Below are 21,758 nucleotides of genomic sequence, written 5' to 3'. Positions count from 1 at the left end.
CTCTCAGCGATACGGCGCGTCGGCCGCGATATTGGCAGCGATTTCACGCTCCCAACGATCGCCATTGGCCAAGAGGCGCTCTTTGTTGAAGTAGAGCTCTTCGCGCGTTTCGGTCGCGAACTCGAAGTTCGGACCTTCCACGATTGCGTCCACCGGGCAGGCTTCCTGACAGAAACCGCAATAGATGCACTTCACCATGTCGATGTCGTACCGAACGGTGCGGCGCGTGCCGTCATTCTGGCGCGGGCCGGCCTCGATGGTGATGGCCTGGGCCGGGCAGATCGCTTCGCACAACTTACAGGCAATGCAGCGCTCTTCCCCATTGGGGTAGCGGCGCAGGGCATGCTCACCGCGGAAACGCGGGCTGATATGCCCCTTCTCGAACGGGTAGTTGATCGTCGGCTTGGGCGAGAAGAAGTAGCGCATGGCCAGGAAGAACGCCGAGACGAACTCACGCAGCAGCAGCGTATTGAAGACTTGAGCGGCGCGCATCAGGCAATCCCTCCGTGCCAGCCCCAGCCGGTGAGCTGCAGGACAAAGGCGACGATGACAACCATGATCAGCGACAGCGGCAGGAACACCTTCCAACCGATGCGCATGAGCTGGTCATAGCGGTAGCGAGGCACGATGGACTTGGCCATCGCGAACATGAAAAAGACCAGGCTCAGCTTGATGAAGAACCAGATGACGCCCGGTATCCAGGTGAACGGCGGCAAATCGATCGGCGATGCCCAGCCACCCATGAAAAGGATCGTGGTCATGGCGCACATCAAGAGGATCGAGATGTATTCGCCCAGCATGAACAGCATGTAGGGCGTTGCCGAATATTCGGTCATGAAGCCGGCTACGAGCTCGGATTCGCCTTCGGCCATATCGAACGGAGGACGGTTGGTTTCCGCCAGGGCCGAAATGTAGAAGATCACGAACATCGGGAAGAGCGGGATCCAGAACCAATTCAGGAACGAGAGCCACGGCACGCCCAGCGCATGGGCAAGGCCCATTTCCTGCTGCGCGACGACGATGTCATTGAGGTTCAGCGAACCCACGCAGAGCAGCACGGTGATGATCACGAGGCCGATCGAGACTTCGTAGGACACCATCTGGGCGGCAGCACGGATCGAGCCGAAGAACGGATATTTCGAGTTCGAGGCCCAGCCACCGATGATGACGCCATAGACGCCAAGCGAAGAGACACCAAGCAGGTAAAGGATACCCACATTGATATTGGCCATCGCCCAGCCATTGTCGATCGGCACGACCGCCCAGCCGGCGAGCGCCAGCGTTGCGGTCAGGAGGGGAGCCAGCAGAAACAGCGCCTTGTCGGCACCGGCGGGGATCAGCGGTTCTTTCAGCACGAACTTGAGTAGGTCGGCGAAGGACTGCAGCAGGCCGAACGGACCCACGACGTTGGGACCACGGCGCAGCTGCACCGCGGCCCAGACCTTGCGGTCGGCCAGGAGGATGAAAGCCGTGAACACCAGAAGCGCCACGAGCAGGGCAAGCGCCTTGTAGAGAAAACCGACATGGATGCCCCAGCCGAAGGCCGGGATGCCGAGCAAATAATCGAGGGCAGCGAGAATAAAGTCCATTGTGCTCCCCTACTCCGCCGCCTGCTGCAAGCCCGCGGCCAATGCGGCGCATTCGCCCATGGTCGCCGAAGCGCGCGCGATCGGATTGCTGAGATAAAAGTCGGAGACCGGTGACTTGAACGGCGCCGACTTGGTCTTGATGGCAGCCTTGGCCAGCGCGCCGAGGTCAGCGCCATTGGCCGGCATGATCTCGTCGATACGGGCCAAATGCGGCACTTCAGCGTAAATGGCCGAGCGCAGCTGGCTGAGCGAGTTGAACGGAAGCGGCTTGCCAATCGCACCCGAGAGTGCGCGGACGATGGCCCAGTCTTCCTTGGCATCGCCCGGCGGGAACACGGCGCGGGTCGTCGTCTGCACGCGCCCTTCGGTGTTCACATAGGTGCCCGATTTCTCGGTATAGGTCGCACCCGGCAGGATGACGTCGGCGCGGTGTGCCGCGGCATCGCCATGGCTGCCGATATAGACGACGAAGGCGTTGCCCATGGCGGACATGTCATATTCGTCGGCGCCGAGCAGGAACAGGACATCGAGCTCGCCCTTGCCGGCGAGAGCGATCTGGTCTGCCGAGCAGACGCCACCGTCATGCGGCACGAAGCCGATATCGAGGCCACCGACGCGGCTGGCTGCGTTGTGCAGCATGGCAAAGCCGTTCCAGCCCTCGGCCACATTCGGGCCGCTGGCGAGCTTGGATGCCAGAGCGATGACATCGCGACCGACCTGCTTGCCGAGGCTGGCGTGGGACACGGCACCCTCCCCGACAATGATCAGCGGACGCTGGGCATTGGCCAGGGTTTCAGCGAACGAGCCATTGCCCGCGGCCAGATCGGCCAGGGTCTCAAAGCCTTCGCCGAGATAGGTGTAATTATAGGTGAGATCGGCCTGTTCGCCGATCACGCCGATCGGCAAATTCTTGCCGCGCCAGGTCTTGCGGATGCGCGCATTGAGCACAGCCGCTTCGCGACGCGGATTGGAGCCGATGATGAGAATGGCGTCGGCTTCCTCGATCCCGGCAATCGTCGGGTTGAAGAGGTAGGCCGAGCGCGGCATGGACGGATCGATGCCCGACATGGCTGGACGCACATCGGTCATGCCCGAACCCAGCGAGGCCAGCAGCGCCTTGAGCGCAAACATTTCCTCGACGGCAGCCAAATCCCCGGCGATGGCACCGACCTTGTTGCCAGCCTGCTTGATGCGGCCCGCAACGGCGGCGAAAGCTTCGTCCCAGCTGGTCGCCTGCAGCTTGCCGCCCTTGCGGACATAGGGGCGGTCGAGGCGCTGGTTCTTGAGGCCATCCCAAACGAAACGGGTCTTGTCCGAAATCCACTCTTCATTGATGGCCTCGTTGACGCGCGGCAGGATGCGCATCACTTCACGGCCACGGCTGTCGACGCGGATGTTCGAGCCCACGGCGTCCATGACGTCGATGGATTCGGTCTTGGTCAGCTCCCACGGACGGGCATGGAAAGCATAGGGCTTGGAGGTCAGGGCTCCGACCGGGCAGAGGTCGATGACATTGCCCTGCAGTTCGCTCGACAGCGCGCGCTCGAGATAGGAGGTGATCTCGGCGTCTTCGCCGCGACCGAGGAGACCCATTTCGGAAATGCCGGCGACTTCCGTCGTGAACCGCACGCAACGGGTGCAGTGGATACAACGGTTCATCACCGTTTTCACCAATGGCCCCAGATACTTGTCTTCGACCGCGCGCTTGTTTTCACTATAGCGCGACTTGTCGACGCCATAGGCCATGGCCTGGTCCTGCAAATCGCACTCACCGCCCTGATCGCAGATCGGGCAATCGAGCGGATGGTTGACCAGGAGAAATTCCATCACGCCTTCGCGGGCCTTCTTGACCATCGGCGTGTTGGTGAACATTTCGGGCGGCTCGCCGTTCGGGCCGGGACGAAGGTCCTTCACCGACATGGCGCACGAGGCCTGGGGCTTTGGCGGACCGCCCTTCACTTCGACGAGGCACATGCGGCAATTGCCGGCCACGGACAGGCGCTCATGGTAGCAGAAGCGCGGGATTTCGGCCCCGGCGGCTTCGGCAGCCTGCATCAGCGTGTAGTAGTCAGGAACTTCGACGAGGGTACCGTCGACTTTGATCTGGGCCATTGTCCTACTCCGCCGCAATCGAAGGCACGGCGCCATCGCTGGTGGACGAATATGTATATTGATCGATCCGCGCCTCGATCACGTCGCGGAAGTTGCGGATCAAGCCCTGGACCGGCCATGCGGCCGCGTCGCCAAGGGCGCAGATGGTGTGACCTTCGATCTGCTTGGTCACCGAGAACAGCATGTCGATCTCGCGCTTCTGGGCGCGGCCTTCGACCATGCGTTCCATGACGCGCATCATCCAGCCGGTGCCTTCGCGGCACGGCGTGCATTGGCCGCAGCTCTCATGCTTGAAGAAGGCCGAGATGCGCCAGATCGCCCGGATGATATCGGTGGACTTGTCCATGATGATCATTCCGCCGGTGCCGAAGGACGATTTCTTTTCGCGCATGCCGTCAAAATCCATGATGGCATCCATCATGTCTTCGCCCCGCACGACCGGGCATGATGCGCCGCCGGGAATGACGGCCAGCAAATTGTCCCAGCCGCCGCGAATGCCGCCGCAGTGCTTTTCGATGATGTCCTTGAAGCTTTCACCCAGGGCTTCCTCGAAGGTCGCCGGCTTGTTCACATGGCCCGAGACCATGAAGAGCTTGGTGCCGACATTGTTCGGACGGCCGATGGAGGAGAACCATGCGCCCGAGCGGCGCAGGATTTCCGGCACGACGGCAATCGATTCCACGTTGTTGACCGTGGTCGGGTTGCCATAAACGCCCATGCCGGCCGGGAACGGCGGCTTGAGGCGGGGCTGGCCCTTCTTGCCTTCGAGCGATTCCATCAGCGCGGTTTCTTCGCCGCAGATATAGGCGCCGGCGCCGTGGTGGACGATGATGTCCAGATCCCAGCCGTGGATATTGTCCTTGCCGATCAGCTTGGCGTCATAGGCTTCCTGCACGGCATGTTCGAGCCGCTCGCGCTCGCGCACGAATTCCCCACGGACGTAGATGAAGGCCAGGTGCGCATCCATGGCGCGGGAGGCCAGCAGGCACCCTTCGATCAAATGGTGCGGATCATGGCGCAGGATTTCGCGGTCCTTGCAGGTGCCCGGCTCGGACTCGTCGGCATTGACCAGCAGATAGTGCGGACGCCCGTCGTTCACCTTCGGCATGAAGGTCCACTTCAGCCCGGTCGGGAAACCTGCTCCACCACGGCCACGCAGGCCCGAGGACTTCACCTCATTGGTGATCCAGTCGCGGCCGGATTCGATGAATTCCTTGGTGCCAACCCATGCCCCGCGAGACTTCGCGCCCTCAAGGCGCCAGTCATGCTGGCCATAGAGATTGGTGAATATGCGGTCCTTATCAGCGAGCATGATCAGCTATTCCGCTTCAACAAATAGGAAAACCAGGCAGCGACACCGATCGCCGCCCCGACCGCCACCGAGACATAGCCCGGCAGCTCAACATTGGCGAATTCGGCGAACCCGGAAACGATTATCACGCAGACGACGGCGAAACCGGCACCCACGCCGTATTCAGCCATCCCCAGTCTGCCGAAATCGATTCTGCGTTCAGCCATTTAGCGCGGATCCTTGCCAAATACCTTGCGGTATTCTTCGACCCCGCCGCGCGCCAGGACTTCCGCCTGAGCCAACCAGTTGTCGCGCGCGACGCGACCCTTGAAGTTGAGGCTGGCTTCGACCTTGGCAATATCGTCGGGTGTCATTGCTGCCACCTGGCTCCACTGCGTGATCCCGAGGGCATTGAGACGCCCCTCGAGAACAGGACCGACGCCGGAGATCAGCTTGAGATCATCCGGATCACCGGCGGGAGCGGTAAACAGCGGCTGGATGCCACCCTTCTCCGCGACCGGGTTGACCTCGGCCGGATTGGCCGCGGGCGCGATGATCTCGGGCTTTTCCTTGCCGACCGTGGCGGACGAACCGTCAGCGGCAGGCGGGTTGTCATGCGGCTTGCCGGGAGCCTTGCCGCCGTCGATCTTGCCGCCTTCGACCTCGGCGCCGACAGCGCCTTCGCGCATGGGCTGGCTCGGCGTGCCGTCGGCCTTGGCCTCGACATTGGCCTTGGCGCGTTCGGCCTCGGCCTTGCCTTCGGAAACCTTGGCGTCGGCGGGCGTCCCCTTGATGGCCGGAGCGGATTCTTCCGTCACATCCTTGGGCCGCGCAGCGGTTGTCGGCGCCTGTGCGGGCGCGGGCGCTGCCGGAGCAGCAGCAGGGGCTGCGGCAGGCGCAGCTGCGGCAGCCTCGGGTGGTGGCGGGGGCGGCACGAATTTTTCGCGCGTGGCCGTCGGCATTTCGAGCAGCGTCGACTGGCCGCCTTCGGCCGCAGCATTGAGGCGCTGGATCTGGGTACCGGGCTTGATGGTATCGCCGCGGCCCGCGTGGAAGGCGTCGATGATTTCCTCGAGCCGTCCGGGGGTCAGATCCTCATAGGTATCCTTGAAGATGGTGACCATGGGGGCGTTGACGCAGGCGCCGGCGCACTCGACCTCTTCCCAGGACATCGAACCATCTGCGTTGAGGTGGTGCGGATCGTGGTGGATTTTGCTCTTGCAGACCTCGATCAATTCCCCTGCCCCGCGCAGCATGCACGGCGTCGTGCCGCAAACCTGCACGTGGGCGCGTTTGCCCACCGGCTGCAGCTGGAACTGGGTGTAGAACGTGGCGACTTCGAGCACGCGGATATAGGCCATGCCCAACATCTCGGCCACGGCCTCGATGGTGGCGCGGGAGACCCAGCCGTCTTGCTCCTGGGCGCGCATCAACAGCGGAATGACCGCGGATTGCTGGCGACCGGCGGGATAAAGCGCGATGCGCTTTTCGGCCCAGGCGAGATTTTCTGCGTTAAAGGCGAAACTTGCCGGCTGAACCGACTCGTCCGCAAGGCGACGCGCAACCATCAGCGATCAACCTCTCCGAACACGATATCGAGCGAACCCAGGATCGCCGCCACGTCGGCCAGCATGTGGCCGCGGCAGAGATGATCCATGGAGCTGAGATGAGCGAAACCCGGCGCGCGGATCTTGCAGCGATAAGGCTTGTTGGTGCCATCCGAGACCAGATAGACGCCAAACTCGCCCTTGGGCGCCTCGACCGCGACATAGACCTCGCCGGCCGGCACCTTGAAGCCTTCGGTATAGAGCTTGAAGTGATGGATGAGCGCCTCCATGGACTGCTTCATCTCACCGCGCTTGGGCGGCACCACCTTGCCATCGACCGAGGCCACGGGGCCCTTGCCATCGGCAGCATTCAGCTTTTCCACGCATTGCTGCATGATCCGCGTCGACTGCCGCATTTCTTCCATGCGGATCAGATAGCGGTCATAGCAATCGCCATTGGCCCCGACCGGAATGTCGAAATCCATCTCCGCATAGCAGTCATAGGGCTGCGACTTGCGCAGGTCCCACGCGGCGCCGGAACCACGGACCATGACGCCCGAAAAGCCACGCGCCCAGGCTTCTTCCAGCGGCACCACGCCAATATCGACATTGCGCTGCTTGAAGATGCGGTTTTCGGTGAGGAGCCGATCGAGATCGACCATGAAATCGAGGAATTCGCCGCAGAACACGCCGATATCGTTGACCAGATCCTGCGGCAGGTCCTGATGCACGCCACCGGGGCGGAAATAGGCGGCATGCATGCGCGCGCCGGAAGCGCGCTCATAAAAGATCATCAGCTTTTCGCGCCACTCGAAACCCCACACAGGCGGCGTCAGCGCGCCGACGTCCATGGCCTGGGTGGTGACGTTCATCAGGTGGGCGAGCAGGCGACCGATCTCGGAATAGAGCACGCGGATCAACTGGCCGCGGCGCGGCACTTCGAGGCCGAGCAGCTTTTCGATGGCCAGGGCATAGGCATGCTCCTGGTTCATCGGCGCCACATAGTCGAGGCGATCGAAATAGGGCAAGGCCTGCAGATAGGTCTTGGCCTCGATCAGCTTTTCGGTGCCGCGATGCAAAAGCCCGATATGCGGATCGACCCGCTCGACGAGCTCACCGTCAAGCTCGAGGATCAAACGCAGCACACCGTGCGCAGACGGGTGCACGGGGCCAAAATTGATGGTGAAATTGCGAACGTCGACTTCAGACATCAGTTCTTCGCCTTCTCGTCGCCCGGAAGCACGTAGTCGGTCCCTTCCCAGGGCGACAGATAATCGAACGTGCGGAATTCCTGCTGCAGCGCGACCGGTTCGTAGACGACGCGCCGACGCTCTTCGTCATAGCGCACCTGCACGAAGCCGGTGAGTGGGAAGTCCTTGCGCAGCGGATGCCCGTCAAAACCATAGTCGGTCAGGATGCGACGCAGATCGGGATGGCCGGAGAACAGCACGCCATAGAGGTCATATGCCTCGCGCTCGAACCAGTTCGCGCCGGGGAAGACGTCGACAATGGACGGCACCGGCGTCACATCGTCGGCCTGGAGCTTGACGCGGATGCGCTGGTTCAAATGTGGGCTGAGGAGGTGATAGACCACGTCGAAGCGAAATTCACGGGCCGGATAATCGGCGCCGCACACATCGACAAATGCAATGAAACGGCACTTGGCGTCATCGCGCAGGAATGTCACCACCTCGACGATGGTGTCCCGCTCGACATTGAGCGTGAGTTCGCCATAGGCGACCTCAAACCCGTTGACCGCCGCGCCAAGCGCCCCGGCGATATGCTCGCCCAGCGCCGCCAGCGGCTCGACATTGATAATCTCGTCCATGGCGCGCCCTATCGCTCGATCGTGCCGTCGCGGCGGATCTTCTTCTGCAGCAACAGGATGCCATAGAGAAGCGCCTCGGCGGTCGGGGGGCATCCGGGAACATAGACGTCCACGGGGAGCACGCGATCGCAGCCACGCACGACAGAATAGGAATAGTGGTAATAGCCGCCGCCATTGGCGCAGGAGCCCATGGAGATGACGTAGCGTGGCTCCGGCATCTGGTCATAGACCTTGCGCAGTGCCGGCGCCATCTTGTTGGTCAGCGTTCCGGCGACGATCAGCACGTCGGACTGGCGCGGCGAGGCGCGCGGCGCAGTGCCGAAGCGCTCCACGTCATAACGCGGCATGGACATCTGCATCATCTCGACCGCGCAGCAGGCGAGGCCGGTCTGCATCCACATCAGCGAGCCAGTGCGCGCCCAGGTAATGAGCTGCGCCACGGTGGTGGTCAGAAAACCCTTGTCGGCGAGTTCGTTGTTCACCCCGGTGAAGAACGGGTCGTCAGCACCAATGGGCTTGCCGGTGGAAGGATCCAGCGCGCCCGTCGGACGCGGTGTAACCAAAGTCGAATCGGCCTGGCTCAATCCCATTCGAGAGCTCCCTTACGCCATTCATAAATAAAACCGATTGTCAGCACGCCCAGGAAGATCATGACCGACCAGAAACCGAACCAGCCAATGTCGTGAAAAGCGACCGCCCACGGAAACAGGAAGGCCACTTCCAGATCGAAGATGATGAACAGGATCGACACCAGGTAGAACCGGACGTCGACCTTCATTCGCGCATCGTCGAAAGCCTCGAAACCGGCTTCGAATGCCGATACCTTCTCAGGGTCGGGCCGCCGATGGGCCACCAGCCAGGGCGCAACGAGCAGCGCCAGGCCGATAACGGCAGCAAGTCCGACGAATATGACGATGGGCAAATAATTGCTGAGCAAATCAGTCATGCGGCAGCCTAAAGGTTTGCACCGGCGGGGAGCCGGCATACGTGGGTCTGCCGGCAATTGGGGCCAGCGAACCGACGCTTCTTTTGATGGCTAGGGCTTAGACCTTCCCCCACCCGGTTTCAAGGGAAAGAAAACATGACCATGACAATCATATATCGCGAAATCACGCATTCGCGAGATGAACGCCCCAAAGGCGCAATCGAGAGAAGTATTTTTCGCGCAAACCGGACCTTGTTTGGAAATCCGAAACATTTGGCCCCCGCCCCTGCCCCCCTCTGCAAGCAAAATGGCGAGCCCTGATCGAGCTCGCCATTCAGAAAGTCTGCAATAAGCGTCGGCGGAGCGGTCAGCGCGCCAGACGTGATTCTCAGAAGTGGTAGAATACGCCCACTGTTGCCTTCGCACCTTCGAAGAAGGCGTCGTTGGCATTGTCGAAATCGCCCATGCCGACGAGTTCGCCGCGGACGGTGATCGCGTCGGTCACTGCGAATTCGACACCACCACCAAGCTGGTATTCGCTGACGGTCACGCCATTGCCGGAATAGACGCCAACGCCGCCGATTGCGTAGACGAGCGCGGCATCGGTCACGATGGCACCAGCGCGGATATTGGCGAAGAATTCGCCGGCGCCGACGCCATTGCCCCAGATATAGTCGCCGGTGGCTTCAAGGCCGAGCAGGAAAGGGTCGACAGGAATGAAATTCACGCCGACCACGCCGCCGATCACGCCGAAGCCCACGCTGTTGTAGGATTCGCCGCCGACGCGGGCACCGATATAGAGGCCTTCCCAGTCAAAGCCTGCGGCCGAGTAGATCGGCTGCGGCGTCGTGGGGATGATGAGATCCGCAGCCGAAGCTGCAACAGAACCAAGCGCGGCGATAGACACGCCGACAAGCAGTGCACGTACAGTCATTTTCGCCCTCAAGCAGGAGTAGATGCGCAGAGACTGGCAGAGCCTCTATTTGGTCGCAATCCCCCCACAATTCACAAATGAGGCCGCTCATTACTTCAAGCGAAAGTGTAGCGTGCCGGACACACAGCCAAACGCTGAAAACCAAAACGGCGAACCGATTTCTCGGTTCGCCGAATTGGGTTGCAAGAATAGCAGGCCGAGGGGGTAACCCCTCAGCCCAGATTCTTAGAAGTGGTAGAACACACCGACGGTGGCCTTGGCGGCCTTGAAGAAGTCGCCGCCGTTGTTGTTCAGGTTGCCCTGGCCAACGAGTTCACCGCGAACGGTGACAGCGTCGGTAACGGCGAACTCAACGCCACCACCAAGCTGGAACACGCCGGTCGAGGTGTTGTTCGTGCTCGAAACACCAACACCGCCGATTGCGTACACGAGGGCGGCGTCGGTCACGACAGCACCAACGCGCAGGTTAGCGAAGAATTCGCTGGAGGAGGTAACGTTGTTGCCCCAGAGGTAGTCACCGGTGACTTCAACGCCGACCAGGATCGGGTCGACGGGGATGAAGTTCACGCCGACAGCAGCACCGACAACGCCGTAGGTGGTGTTGTTGATCTGGTTGGCGAAGCCCGGAGCGCTGGTACCAACGAACTGGCCACCGATACGAGCACCGGCATAGAGACCTTCCCAGTCAAAACCAGCTGCCTGGTAGATCGGCTGCGGGGTGGTCGGGATGATCAGGTCAGCGGCAGAAGCACCACCAACCATCAGGGCAGCGGCAGCAACGCCAAGCGAAAGCGAACGTACAAACATATCTTGCACTCCCATAGAGTTAACCGTAGTCGGCTGATACATGACTCAGGGGACACGCTAAGACAACCCCACACCAACGCAAATTGGGCAGTGGGGATAAAATTTGATGACCATTTGCGAGAGGTGTTGCACCAAAGTCGCGCAATTGGTCCAATTTGATACAAATTGCTGGCACATTCCCCCACTTTGCGACGATCGCCGGTCGTTAAAAGTGCCTTAATGTGGCTAGCGAGGGGGACGTTGCCACATTCTTGCCTGAAATGCAAATGGCCCCGATTCGAAATCGGGGCCATTTGTTGAGATTCGGTTATCGCCGGAATCAGAAGTGGAAATTCGCCCCGATCGTGAACTGATCCTTGGGATTGTCGCCCTGAACCGGGAAGGCGTGAAGGTACTGCGCGCGGACCGAAATCGAGTCCGTTACGGCCAGTTCCACGCCACCACCGAGGAGCACATCCTGCTCTTCAGGGGCACCAAGGTCGATGCCATAACCGCCCGCGGCGTAGACGACCACATCATCGGTCACCACGAGGCCGGCCCGACCAAGGATCTGGCCATAGCTGGTCTCGACATTATTTCCGCCGGTAATGCCCTGCACCGCCACTTCGGCGCCGAGCAGGTAGAAGTCGAACTGGGCGTTCACGCCGGCCTGGACACCCAGACCATATTGCGTGCCGCCAATGTCGCTGTTCTGCACGCCGCCATAGACGCCGGCGTAAAAACCGTTCCAGTCAAATCCCGCCTCTTCATAGACCGGCATTTCCACCGGAGTACTCGTCGGCACGGTAATGAGGTCGGCGGCATGCACCGCCCCCACGGGAATGGCGGTGGCGAGTGTCGCCAGTGCGATCCTGGTAAACTTGCGCATCGCTTGTCTCCTTAATTCTGGACCATCTGGGACAACGAAACGCCCCCTTTCGGCAAGTGTTCCGTCGATGGCCTTCTCAGGCGGAAAGGGATGCAATCGAGCAACACGGTGCACCCCTGCCCGCCCGCAAAGAGATGGCGGCGCTTTCTGGCCACTTGCCGACTTCCAGAGGGCCAAAACAAGGCGCCAGGCGATCGTGGCCCATTGGCCACACTGTTATCCGCTGGCTTGCGCCAACTGCCCCACCAATACCGGCTCGGCCCGGAATTCCGAGGGAAACAGCGCCTCGAGCGCGGCGATCTTGGGCAGATCGTGGTGCACGATATAGGGCCAGGTGGGGTTAAGCGTCAGGAAGTCCTGGTGATATTGCTCGGCTGGGTAAAAGCCATTCAGCGCCTCGAGCGTCGTCACGATGGGGCCGTCGAACAGGCCGGTCGCATCGAGCTGGGCGATGTAGGCGCGGACCACCTCTGCCTGCGCATCGTTGCGGTAGAACACCGTGGAGCGATATTGCGTCCCCCTGTCCGGCCCCTGGTAGTTGAGCTGGGTCGGGTTATGCGCCACCGAGAAATAGATCTGCAGCAATTTGCCGAAGCTGACCTCGGACGGGTCGTAGGTGATCTCGACGCTCTCTGCATGGCCCGTCTGGCCGCTGGACGTTAAATCATAGGTGGCCGTCTCTGCCGACCCCCCTGAATATCCGGACACCGCACTCAGCACGCCGCGGACGCGCTGAAACACGCCCTGCACACCCCAGAAACACCCGCCGGCAAAAACGGCGACAGCCTGACCACCGTCTTCGGCCAGATCGCGTTCGGGAGTTGGAATGACCACGGGCTGCTCCTGCGCCATCGTGGCACGCAGAAATGGAAATGCCCCGATCACCGGAAGCGCCGCAAATCCGGCCAACACAGTTCGGCGACTAAGACGAAAGCTTTGCATGGGCGCACCGGCAACAGATCAGCTTGTGCTGACCCCGCCACTATTGCGCAGCTTGCTTCTGGAAGCATCCCCCTCACGCCGATATGACAATCGGGTCGGGCGGCAAAGAATGAAGGAATTTCGGCGACCCCACCGGGCGCCAACCCTTTTCAATCAACCGGTGATTTCGGTGAAGAAGGGTGGCGCGAGAGACGGGGCTCGAACCCGCGACCTCCGGCGTGACAGGCCGGCGCTCTAACCAACTGAGCTACTCCCGCAGCGCTTGCGAACAAGTCATCCGCGCAACGTGTGGTTCATCTACGGGAACCGATTTCCGATGTAAAGGCCTTCAGAAAATTCTCTCGCACTTTCCACATTTTAGCGTGGAAAAGGACGACGGCACGAAAACCGCGCGACATCGCAAAGCGTGCGATCGTGACTGCATATAAAAAGGAAACTGAAGGGAGGAAAAATGTTGCACTACCCTGAAAAAGGGTGGCGCGAGAGACGGGGCTCGAACCCGCGACCTCCGGCGTGACAGGCCGGCGCTCTAACCAACTGAGCTACTCCCGCAGCGCTTGCGAACAAGTCATCCGCGCAACGTGGCTTCCATTTAGCGGGATACAGGACGAAGTCAAGCGCCTTCGCCCGATCGCCAGATTTTATTCACAGCCCTGCCCCAAATCGCGCGAAATAGGCGCCGACGCATTGGAGCGCGGAAAATTTTCGGTGCCCGAAAGACCTGCCTGGCTCGCCAGGGCCCTGTCGGTTGGGAAAAGGCCATTGACCCGAAGCAGCCCGCCCCGATCAAAACGAAATCGGACGAACCGGCTGCCAACCGCGACGACAGCCGGCATTCGAGCCTTGTTCCATGGGCAGCCCGTCCCGAGCGTATTCAGCGGGCCAGTCCGGAAAGGCACCCCCTGTCGTTAGCGACCGCGCCTGTGATCGCAGAGCATCGCAGCCGACACGGCCTTGGTCACGGCGGACGGCGTTCCGCCGCTGTGCTGCGCACCCAACGAACTGTAATGTAAGGGGAAAAATGGTGGGCGATGACGGACTCGAACCGCCGACATTCTCGGTGTAAACGAGACGCTCTACCAACTGAGCTAATCGCCCCCGCCGCTTGTGCGGAGTGGCGCCTTGTTAGGGTGCCCGCCCGCGCGCGTCAACAGGCATTGTGCAAAAACAAACGGCCCCGGCGATAAACGCTCGGGGCCGCTCGAGGATCGAACCTGACACAGGCTTAGTTGATGGCGTCCTTCAGGCCCTTGCCGGGCTTGAACTTGGCCTGGTTGGAAGCCGGAATCTGGATTTCGGCGCCGGTGGCCGGGTTGCGGCCGGTGGAAGCCTTGCGCTGCGACACGGCGAACGTGCCGAAACCGACCAGACGGACTTCGTCGCCAGCCTTAAGGGCCGCGGTGATGGCTTCGAACACTGCGTCAACCGCTTCAGCGGCCTGAGCCTTGGTGATCGTAGCCTTGTCGGCAACGACGCCAACCAGATCGTTCTTGTTCATAGCGTATCCTCACAGTGAGTGCCCGCCCTCGCTGGCGAACCACAATCTCGGTAACCCTTGGTCGATTCTAGCCGAAAGGCAAGGATTTCCGCGTCTTTTGCGGGGGCGAGCGGTGCGGAAACGTTAATGGCGTGGAATTCAGTGCCGAACAAGCCTGCAATGGCCGGTTTTCCGGGCTTTCCACCGTCATTCCGCCCCCGTTCTTGCCACATTTGGCGTGCGCTTGATTCCCAGCAGCAAGGGTAGCGCGAGCAGGTAGATTGCGACCGCAACGATCCAGATCATCCCGGGCGATGAACCGCGCACCTCGGCATAGACCATGCTGAACATCAGTGGTCCGAACACTGCAGCCAGGCTGACGACGCTCGCCAGGACCCCCTGCAATTGGCCCTGCTTGTCCGAATCGACCTGCCGCGTCGTGAGGGACTGGAGCGCGGGCATGCCGATGCCGCCAAGCGCGAACACTGGCGCCATGGCGAACAGCACCCAACCATAGCCGGCGAAGGCCAGGGTGAGCAGTGCCCCCGTCTCGAACGCCATGCCCACCACCATTGCCCAGCGTTCACCCAGCCTCGCCACGGCGGGGCCGGTGAGAAAGGCCTGCGCCAGCGCATGAAACACCCCAAAGGCGCCAAGCGACAGGCCGATGGTCATGCCGTTCCAGTCATAGACGTCCTCGCTGAACTGGGCCCAGGCCGTGCCATAGACGGTGCCGACAAGATTGAGAATCAGGAAGATGGCGATGAGCGGGATCAGCGCCTTGAAGCTGAACGCCCAGGCCAGTGGCTTGAAGGGATTGAGCGTATCCCGGCTGAACCGCGCGTCGCTCTTTCCCGGCCGCGATTCGGGCAGGACGAAGAATGCCAGCGCGAGATTGATTCCATTGAGCACTGCCGCGGCAAGGAACGGCCCGCGCAGCCACATGTCACCCAGAATGCCGCCGAGCACCGGGCCGATGATAAATCCCACGCCGAACATGGCATGGAAAAGCCCGAACCGCTTGGCGCGCTCATCTTCGCTCGAAATGTCGGTGATATAGGCCGTCGCCACGGCCATGTTCGCGCTGGTGACGCCCGCAATGGCGCGCCCGAGCACCAGCACCCACAAATGGGGCGCGAACGCCATGATGAGATAGTCGATGGCCGCCCCCGCGAGCGACAGAAGCAGCACCGGGCGACGACCGAATCGATCACTCAGCACGCCCAGAATCGGCGAAAACAGGAATTGGCAGGCCGAATAAAGCGCCAGCATGATCCCGAGCAGCAGGGAAATACTGTCCGTGTGCCCCACTTCGCGCAACAGCGCTGGAAGAATCGGAAAGATCAGCCCGATACCGATCGCGTCGAGCAGCACCGCAGCGAGAATGACGACGAGGGCCCTGTTCATGAAAACTCTCCTGGCGCCGCAAGGGGCCCACTGAGGTAGAGAGTTCACGCCACCGTTACAAGCGGCCCCCGCATCACTTGCTGACACCTTCTGGCAGCAGAACGCAAAACGGCGGCCCGAAGGCCGCCGTCTGAGAGTGTCGATGATTTGGCGCCTAGTGCGTCAAACCAGCTGTTGTGTCGTCGGCCGGATCGGCCTTGGTGGCCACGGCAGGCTGGGCATCGAAATCCCATTCGATTGCCTCGGGCTTGCGCACCAGCGCCCGCTCGATCACCTGATCCATCCGGCTCACCGGCACGATTTCCATGCCTTCCTTGACGATGTCGGGGATCTCCTGGAGGTCCCTGACATTCTCTTCCGGGATCAGCACGGTCTTGATGCCGCCGCGCAGCGCCGCAAGGAGCTTTTCCTTGAGCCCGCCGATCGGAAGCACCCTGCCCCGCAGCGTGATTTCGCCGGTCATGGCGACATCGTTGCGCACCGGAATGCCGGTCATCACCGACACGATCGCCGTTGCAAGACCGATACCAGCCGAAGGACCATCCTTGGGCGTAGCGCCTTCAGGAAGGTGGACGTGGATATCCCGCGTATCGAACAGCGGCGGCTTGATGCCGAAATCGATGCTGCGCGACTTCACATAGGCCTGTGCAGCCGTCAGCGATTCCTTCATCACTTCCTTGATGTTGCCAGTGACCGACATGCGGCCCTTGCCCGGCGACATCACGCCTTCGATCGTCAGCAGTTCGCCACCGACGGAGGTCCAGGCCAGGCCAGTCACCAGACCCACCTGTGCCTCGGCTTCGATCTCGCCGTGCTTGAAGATGGACGGGCCGAGATATTTGGCCAGACGCTCTTCATCGATCTCGATCGACTTGACCTTGGTGCGGACAATGTCGGTCACGGCCTTGCGCATCAGCTTGGAGATTTCGCGCTTGAGATTGCGAACGCCGGCCTCGCGGGTATAGCCGCGGATGACCTTCATCAGCATCTCGTCGCTCAGCACGAACTCGCCATGCGCGACGCCGTTTTCGCGAGCCGCTTCCGGCATCAGGTGCTGCTTGGCGATCGCGTGCTTCTCCTCTTCGGTGTAACCCGAGAGGCGAATGATCTCCATGCGGTCCATCAGCGGACCCGGAATGTTCAGCGTGTTCGACGTCGTCACGAACATCACGTCGCTGAGGTCGAAATCGACTTCAAGATAGTGGTCGCTGAACGTGTTGTTCTGTTCCGGATCGAGCACTTCGAGCAGGGCCGAGGACGGGTCGCCGCGGAAATCCTGGCCCATCTTGTCGATCTCGTCGAGCAGGAAGAGCGGGTTGTTCTTGCCCACTTTCTTGAGCGACTGGATGATCTTGCCGGGCATGGAGCCGATATAGGTGCGGCGGTGACCGCGGATCTCGGCTTCGTCCCGAACCCCGCCCAGCGCCATGCGCACGAACTCACGGCCGGTCGCCTTGGCGATCGACTTGCCCAGCGAGGTCTTGCCGACGCCCGGAGGACCGACGAGGCAGAGGATCGGGCCCTTGAGCGTGCCGGTACGGGCCTGCACGGCCAGATACTCGAGGATGCGTTCCTTGACCTTCTCAAGGCCATAGTGATCCTCATCCAGCACCTTCTCGGCGAGGTTGAGGTCGCGCTTGACCTTGCTCTTCTTGCCCCAGGGCAGGCCCAGGAGCGTATCGAGGTAATTGCGCACGACGGTGGCTTCAGCCGACATCGGGCTCATGCCCTTGAGCTTCTTGACCTCGCCGTCAGCCTTGGCGCGCGCTTCCTTCGACAACTTGGTCTTGGCAATGCGCTCTTCCAGTTCGGTGATCTCGTTGGCGCCGTCTTCGCCGTCGCCGAGTTCCTTCTGGATCGCCTTCATCTGCTCGTTGAGATAGTACTCGCGCTGCGTCTTCTCCATCTGGCGCTTGACGCGGCCACGGATGCGCTTTTCCACCTGCAGCACGCCGATCTCGCCTTCCATCAGACCGATGATCTTCTGGAAGCGTTCGATGACGGACAGGGTCGAGAGCAGATCTTCCTTTTCGGGGATCTTGATCACGAGGTGGCTGGCGATGGTATCGGCGAGCTTGGAAGCGTTCTCGATCTGCCCGACGGCAGCGACAACTTCGGCCGAGATTTTCTTGTTCAGCTTGACGTAGTTCTCGAACTCGCTCTGGGCGGACCGCGCCAGGGCTTCGACTTCGATCTCGTCTTCAGCCGGCTCCGGCAACGGAGTGGCTTCAGCCTCGAAATATTCTTCGGTCTGCACATACTGGTCGATGGTCGCGCGGCTCAGGCCCTCGACGAGCACCTTCACCGTGCCATCCGGAAGCTTGAGCAGCTGCAGGACGGTGGCGATCGTACCGGTCGAATAGATCTGTTCGGGCGCCGGATCATCGTCCTGCGCATTTTTCTGGGTGACGACAAGAATGTGCTTGTCGTCCCGCATGACTTCCTCGAGCGCCTTCACCGATTTCTCGCGGCCCACGAAGAGCGGCACGATCATGCCGGGGAAGACGACGATGTCGCGCAGGGGAAGAACCGGGTAAACCCGGTCCCGGCTCACTTCGCCGGTGGGATTAACGTCCGACATCACATTTCCTTTCCGGGGCGCGCCGGCAGGAACTCAATTGGCACGCCCGTATTGCGACTACCCAATCCCGAAAGGCTGGGCGATTCAGGTTAATAAATAGGGCTCAGGAGGGGTACCGCAAGTCAGGCAAGAAGCTTTTATGACCACCGAACGGTCTACGCACAGGAGATATGTGATAATCCCGAAAACACCCGTGTGCCTAAGGCACAGCGTTGATATCGTGGATTTTTCTCCCTGAAAGACAAAATGGCCCCCGGCGCGAGCCGGAGGCCATCGATGTCTTGTCCGTCGGTGCGATCAGGCGCCGGCAGGCATGTCTTCCTTCTTGCGCTCGGAATAGATGTAGAGCGGGCGCACATCGCGTCCCTTCACCACTTCTTCCGAGATCACCACTTCTTCCACGCCTTCGAGCGAAGGCAGGTCGTACATGGTGTCGAGCAGGATCGCTTCCATGATCGAGCGCAGGCCGCGCGCGCCGGTCTTGCGTTCGATGGCCTTCTCAGCGATGGCCTTGAGCGCATCCTCGTGGAAGGTCAATTCGACCTCTTCCATCTGGAACAGACGCTGGTACTGGCGCACCAGGGCGTTCTTCGGCGCCGTCAGGATTTCGATCAGGGCCGGAATATCCAGGTCTTCTAGGGTCGCGAGGACCGGAAGACGACCGATGAATTCCGGGATCAGGCCGAAGCGCACCAGATCTTCCGGCGCAACGTCCTTGAGCAGATCGCCAACGCGACGATCCTGCGGATCCTTGACCGTGGCCGCAAAGCCGATGCCCGAGCCTTCGCCACGCGCCGAGATGATCTTCTCGAGCCCGGCAAACGCACCACCACAGATGAACAGGATGTTCGTGGTGTCGACCTGCAGGAATTCCTGCTGCGGATGCTTGCGCCCGCCCTGCGGCGGCACGGAGGCAACGGTGCCTTCCATGATCTTGAGCAGGGCCTGCTGCACGCCTTCGCCCGACACGTCGCGGGTTATGGACGGATTGTCCGACTTGCGGGAAATCTTGTCCACTTCGTCGATATAGACGATGCCGCGCTGGGCCTTTTCGACATTGTAGTCGGCAGCCTGGAGCAGCTTGAGGATGATGTTTTCCACGTCCTCGCCGACATAGCCGGCTTCGGTCAGCGTGGTCGCATCCGCCATGGTGAACGGCACGTCGAGAATACGCGCCAGCGTCTGCGCCAGCAGCGTCTTGCCCGAACCGGTGGGGCCGATCAGCAGGATGTTGGACTTGGAAAGCTCCACGTCCTGGTTCTTGCTGGCGTGATGCAGGCGCTTGTAGTGGTTGTGCACGGCAACGGACAGCACGCGCTTGGCGCGGAACTGGCCGATGACATAGTCATCCAGCACCTTGCAGATTTCAGCTGGGGTGGGCACCCCGTCGGAGGACTTGACCATGGAGGTCTTGTTCTCTTCACGGATGATGTCCATGCACAGCTCGACGCATTCATCGCAGATGAACACGGTCGGCCCGGCGATCAGCTTGCGAACCTCGTGCTGGGATTTCCCGCAGAACGAGCAGTAAAGCGTGTTCTTCGAGGTTTCGCCGTTTGTTGTCTCTTTGGACATCCAGTCACTCCCGGGGGCTAAGGGCCCCCAAAATCAAGCGTTATCGAAAACGGTAACGCCCAAGACATAAAGAAAGTCTAAGCCGAAACGACCTTAAAGGCCGTTCCGGCTGCATGCAATTGCACCAGGATCACACTCCACGGCGCACCGGCATCGTGATTAACGGCCTATCAGACCGTCGGCTCCGGGACTGCGCGCTTTTCGAACACGCTGTCGATCAGGCCGAAGGTCTTGGCTTCTTCAGGGCTGAGGAAGCGATCGCGCTCGAGAGCGGCCTCGATTTCCTCGTATGTACGCCCCGTGTGCTTCTCATAGATTTGATTAAGACGGCGCTTCAAACCCTCGACTTCCTTGGCATGAATCAGGATGTCGGTGACCTGACCCTGGAAGCCGCCGGACGGCTGGTGAACCATCACGCGCGAGTTCGGCAGCGACGTGCGCATGCCCGCTTCACCGGCTGCAAGCAGCAGCGAGCCCATCGATGCGGCCTGGCCCATCACCATGGTGGCGACGGCGGGACGGATGAACTGCATCGTGTCGTAGATCGAAAGGCCCGACGTCACCACGCCACCGGGCGAGTTGATGTACATGGCGATTTCTTTTTTCGGGTTCTCTGATTCGAGGAACAGCAGCTGCGCCACGATCAGCGAAGCCATATTGTCCTCGACCACGCCGGTCACGAAGATGATACGCTCACGCAGCAGGCGCGAATAGATGTCGAAGGCGCGTTCGCCGCGGTTCGACTGCTCGACCACCATGGGTACGAGCGTATTCATGTATAGATCGTGCGAATCCCGCATATTTTGCCCCTTGGCTCCCTCCCGCGTCGCGTGACGGTTGGCAAGCTAAATTGGTTGAACCACGTCTTTGCCCCCGGATGAGTGTGGCAGGGCAGCGTGACGTGTCGAAAATCGAATCGGCGCGACTGGCCGATTGCAGGCGAACCGCCTTGCGGGCGGTAAAGGCAGAGATAGGCGGCAATGGGGCAAGCTTCAATAGAAGATCCCCCTGCCGTGATGATAAGGTGAACGTGCCGTTTGCCTTTGAGTCAATCGGATCAGGCAAACGAAACGGCAATCCCCTTCTTCTTGAAATAGGCCTGCATCAGCTTGCGGCCCTGGCGGTTGGGTTGCGCCAGCTTGCTGGTCTCGAAAACCGCTTCGCTCACACCTTCCCTGGCCATTGCGCTCTTGAGCGCCGCCATGTGCAGGTCGAGCTCCTCGTTATCGTTGCGGATGGAGGCGTAGATGGCCTCGATGGCAGCAGAAACGGTGATATCGCTCACGTTTAGAAATCCTCAGTCGCGTTTGACTGCCTTCAAGACATCATTGCAGTCCACTTGCCAAGGCTTTTTGGTCGGATTTGGGCGCATCTGGGGGCCAGCAGGGCGCGGGCCCCCAGATGCGACGCCAATCAGAGCAGCGGCTCCGGCCTGCCGCCGCCGGTCTGGCTGTGCTCGTCGCCATCGCGAAGCGCCCGGATCTGGATGCGCGCATGCGCGGCGATCGGGTCATCGGCGAAGAGTGCACGCGCCTCGTCCATGTCCCGCGCTTCGACCAGCACGAAGCCGCCGACGACCTCCTTGCTCTCCGAATAGGGGCCATCGATCTGCGACATCCGGACCGGCCTTCGGTCGATGATGGTCTCTTCTGCCACATCGACCAGCGGCGAGGCATAGAGCAGATGTCCCGCCGCCCTCAGCTTGCGGTCATGGTCGATCGTCGCATCATCGATGCGGACCATTTCTTCGGCGCTCACGCCCGCGAAGGCGTCCGGCGCAAAATAGAATAGACAGAGGAATTTCATATCCGATCTCCGTTGTTGGATATCTCGCCAACGAATGCGCAGACGCCGCCTCGACTAATTTGCCAGACT

21 protein-coding genes and 3 tRNA genes are annotated in these 21,758 nt (G+C 61.0%); all 24 read right to left on the bottom strand.

The genetic code is table 11. The annotated features are described in order from the left end of the window. Positions 1-3: 3 nt before the first annotated feature. The 24 genes from nuoI to N0P34_RS09870 all read right to left on the bottom strand — a co-directional run bounded on the left by nuoI (position 4) and on the right by N0P34_RS09870 (position 21,689). Entirely contained in the window at positions 4-492 is a 489-nt protein-coding gene (gene nuoI / locus N0P34_RS09985; protein WP_275606867.1) for an NADH-quinone oxidoreductase subunit NuoI, read from the bottom strand. Beyond that, entirely contained in the window at positions 492-1,589 is a 1,098-nt protein-coding gene (gene nuoH / locus N0P34_RS09980; protein ID WP_275606866.1) for an NADH-quinone oxidoreductase subunit NuoH, read from the bottom strand. Before nuoH ends, nuoI begins: the two co-directional genes overlap by 1 nt. A gap of 9 nt (positions 1,590-1,598) precedes the next feature. Next, on the bottom strand, positions 1,599-3,701 hold the full coding sequence (nuoG, locus tag N0P34_RS09975) for an NADH-quinone oxidoreductase subunit NuoG (RefSeq protein ID WP_275606865.1): 2,103 nt from the start codon (positions 3,699-3,701) through the stop codon (positions 1,599-1,601). Between the two features lie 4 nt (positions 3,702-3,705). Then, on the bottom strand, positions 3,706-5,013 hold the full coding sequence (gene nuoF / locus N0P34_RS09970) for an NADH-quinone oxidoreductase subunit NuoF (protein WP_275606864.1): 1,308 nt from the start codon (positions 5,011-5,013) through the stop codon (positions 3,706-3,708). Between the two features lie 2 nt (positions 5,014-5,015). Next, positions 5,016-5,219 (bottom strand): hypothetical protein, encoded by a 204-nt coding sequence (locus tag N0P34_RS09965; RefSeq protein ID WP_275606863.1) that lies wholly within the window; start codon positions 5,217-5,219, stop codon positions 5,016-5,018. Next, positions 5,220-6,560 carry an NADH-quinone oxidoreductase subunit NuoE gene (nuoE, locus tag N0P34_RS09960; RefSeq protein WP_275606862.1) on the bottom strand — a complete coding sequence of 447 codons (1,341 nt, stop codon included), beginning with the start codon at positions 6,558-6,560 and terminating at the stop codon, positions 5,220-5,222. Next, complete coding sequence (locus N0P34_RS09955; protein ID WP_275606861.1) at positions 6,560-7,750, bottom strand: NADH-quinone oxidoreductase subunit D; 1,191 nt, start codon at positions 7,748-7,750, stop codon at positions 6,560-6,562. The genes nuoE and N0P34_RS09955 overlap by 1 nt, the downstream gene beginning before the upstream one ends. Continuing rightward, positions 7,750-8,367: an NADH-quinone oxidoreductase subunit C gene (locus tag N0P34_RS09950; protein ID WP_275606860.1), complete on the bottom strand. Its 618-nt coding sequence runs from the start codon at positions 8,365-8,367 to the stop codon at positions 7,750-7,752. Before N0P34_RS09950 ends, N0P34_RS09955 begins: the two co-directional genes overlap by 1 nt. Before the next feature lie 8 nt (positions 8,368-8,375). Next, the gene (locus N0P34_RS09945) at positions 8,376-8,957 is read right to left on the bottom strand and encodes an NADH-quinone oxidoreductase subunit B (protein ID WP_275606859.1); all 582 of its coding nucleotides are present in this window, start codon (positions 8,955-8,957) and stop codon (positions 8,376-8,378) included. Then, positions 8,948-9,313: an NADH-quinone oxidoreductase subunit A gene (locus N0P34_RS09940; protein ID WP_275606858.1), complete on the bottom strand. Its 366-nt coding sequence runs from the start codon at positions 9,311-9,313 to the stop codon at positions 8,948-8,950. The genes N0P34_RS09945 and N0P34_RS09940 overlap by 10 nt, the downstream gene beginning before the upstream one ends. A gap of 367 nt (positions 9,314-9,680) precedes the next feature. After that, complete coding sequence (locus N0P34_RS09935) at positions 9,681-10,226, bottom strand: hypothetical protein (protein ID WP_275606857.1); 546 nt, start codon at positions 10,224-10,226, stop codon at positions 9,681-9,683. Positions 10,227-10,451: 225 nt separating this feature from the next. Continuing rightward, the gene (locus N0P34_RS09930; RefSeq protein ID WP_275606856.1) at positions 10,452-11,033 is read right to left on the bottom strand and encodes a hypothetical protein; all 582 of its coding nucleotides are present in this window, start codon (positions 11,031-11,033) and stop codon (positions 10,452-10,454) included. A 319-nt stretch (positions 11,034-11,352) separates the two neighbouring features. Continuing rightward, complete coding sequence (locus tag N0P34_RS09925) at positions 11,353-11,901, bottom strand: porin family protein (protein WP_275606855.1); 549 nt, start codon at positions 11,899-11,901, stop codon at positions 11,353-11,355. Positions 11,902-12,117: 216 nt separating this feature from the next. After that, positions 12,118-12,735 carry a peptide-methionine (S)-S-oxide reductase MsrA gene (gene msrA / locus N0P34_RS09920; RefSeq protein WP_345774460.1) on the bottom strand — a complete coding sequence of 206 codons (618 nt, stop codon included), beginning with the start codon at positions 12,733-12,735 and terminating at the stop codon, positions 12,118-12,120. Between the two features lie 288 nt (positions 12,736-13,023). Beyond that, positions 13,024-13,100, bottom strand: a tRNA-Asp gene (locus N0P34_RS09915). 218 nt (positions 13,101-13,318) lie between these two features. Continuing rightward, a tRNA-Asp gene (locus N0P34_RS09910) sits at positions 13,319-13,395 on the bottom strand. Between the two features lie 470 nt (positions 13,396-13,865). After that, positions 13,866-13,941: transfer RNA gene (locus N0P34_RS09905), tRNA-Val, on the bottom strand. 127 nt (positions 13,942-14,068) lie between these two features. Continuing rightward, positions 14,069-14,341 (bottom strand): HU family DNA-binding protein, encoded by a 273-nt coding sequence (locus N0P34_RS09900; RefSeq protein ID WP_275606853.1) that lies wholly within the window; start codon positions 14,339-14,341, stop codon positions 14,069-14,071. 186 nt (positions 14,342-14,527) lie between these two features. Beyond that, the gene (locus N0P34_RS09895) at positions 14,528-15,775 is read right to left on the bottom strand and encodes a TCR/Tet family MFS transporter (protein ID WP_345774459.1); all 1,248 of its coding nucleotides are present in this window, start codon (positions 15,773-15,775) and stop codon (positions 14,528-14,530) included. A gap of 106 nt (positions 15,776-15,881) precedes the next feature. Next, complete coding sequence (gene lon / locus N0P34_RS09890; RefSeq protein ID WP_275606851.1) at positions 15,882-18,308, bottom strand: endopeptidase La; 2,427 nt, start codon at positions 18,306-18,308, stop codon at positions 15,882-15,884. A 297-nt stretch (positions 18,309-18,605) separates the two neighbouring features. After that, complete coding sequence (clpX, locus tag N0P34_RS09885) at positions 18,606-19,883, bottom strand: ATP-dependent Clp protease ATP-binding subunit ClpX (protein ID WP_275606850.1); 1,278 nt, start codon at positions 19,881-19,883, stop codon at positions 18,606-18,608. Positions 19,884-20,053: 170 nt separating this feature from the next. Next, a complete protein-coding gene (locus N0P34_RS09880; RefSeq protein ID WP_275606849.1) occupies positions 20,054-20,683 on the bottom strand; it encodes an ATP-dependent Clp protease proteolytic subunit in 630 nt (209 codons plus the stop codon). Positions 20,684-20,940: 257 nt separating this feature from the next. Continuing rightward, on the bottom strand, positions 20,941-21,168 hold the full coding sequence (locus tag N0P34_RS09875) for a hypothetical protein (protein WP_275606848.1): 228 nt from the start codon (positions 21,166-21,168) through the stop codon (positions 20,941-20,943). 128 nt (positions 21,169-21,296) lie between these two features. Then, complete coding sequence (locus N0P34_RS09870) at positions 21,297-21,689, bottom strand: YciI family protein (protein ID WP_275606847.1); 393 nt, start codon at positions 21,687-21,689, stop codon at positions 21,297-21,299. Between the last annotated feature and the right edge of the window lie 69 nt (positions 21,690-21,758).

Origin of the sequence: Devosia sp. FJ2-5-3 (genome assembly GCF_029201545.1) — a bacterium.
In the GTDB taxonomy this organism is placed as follows: domain Bacteria; phylum Pseudomonadota; class Alphaproteobacteria; order Rhizobiales; family Devosiaceae; genus Devosia.
Note: the sequence above shows the minus strand (reverse complement) of the source record. Positions and strands in the feature narration are given on the sequence as shown.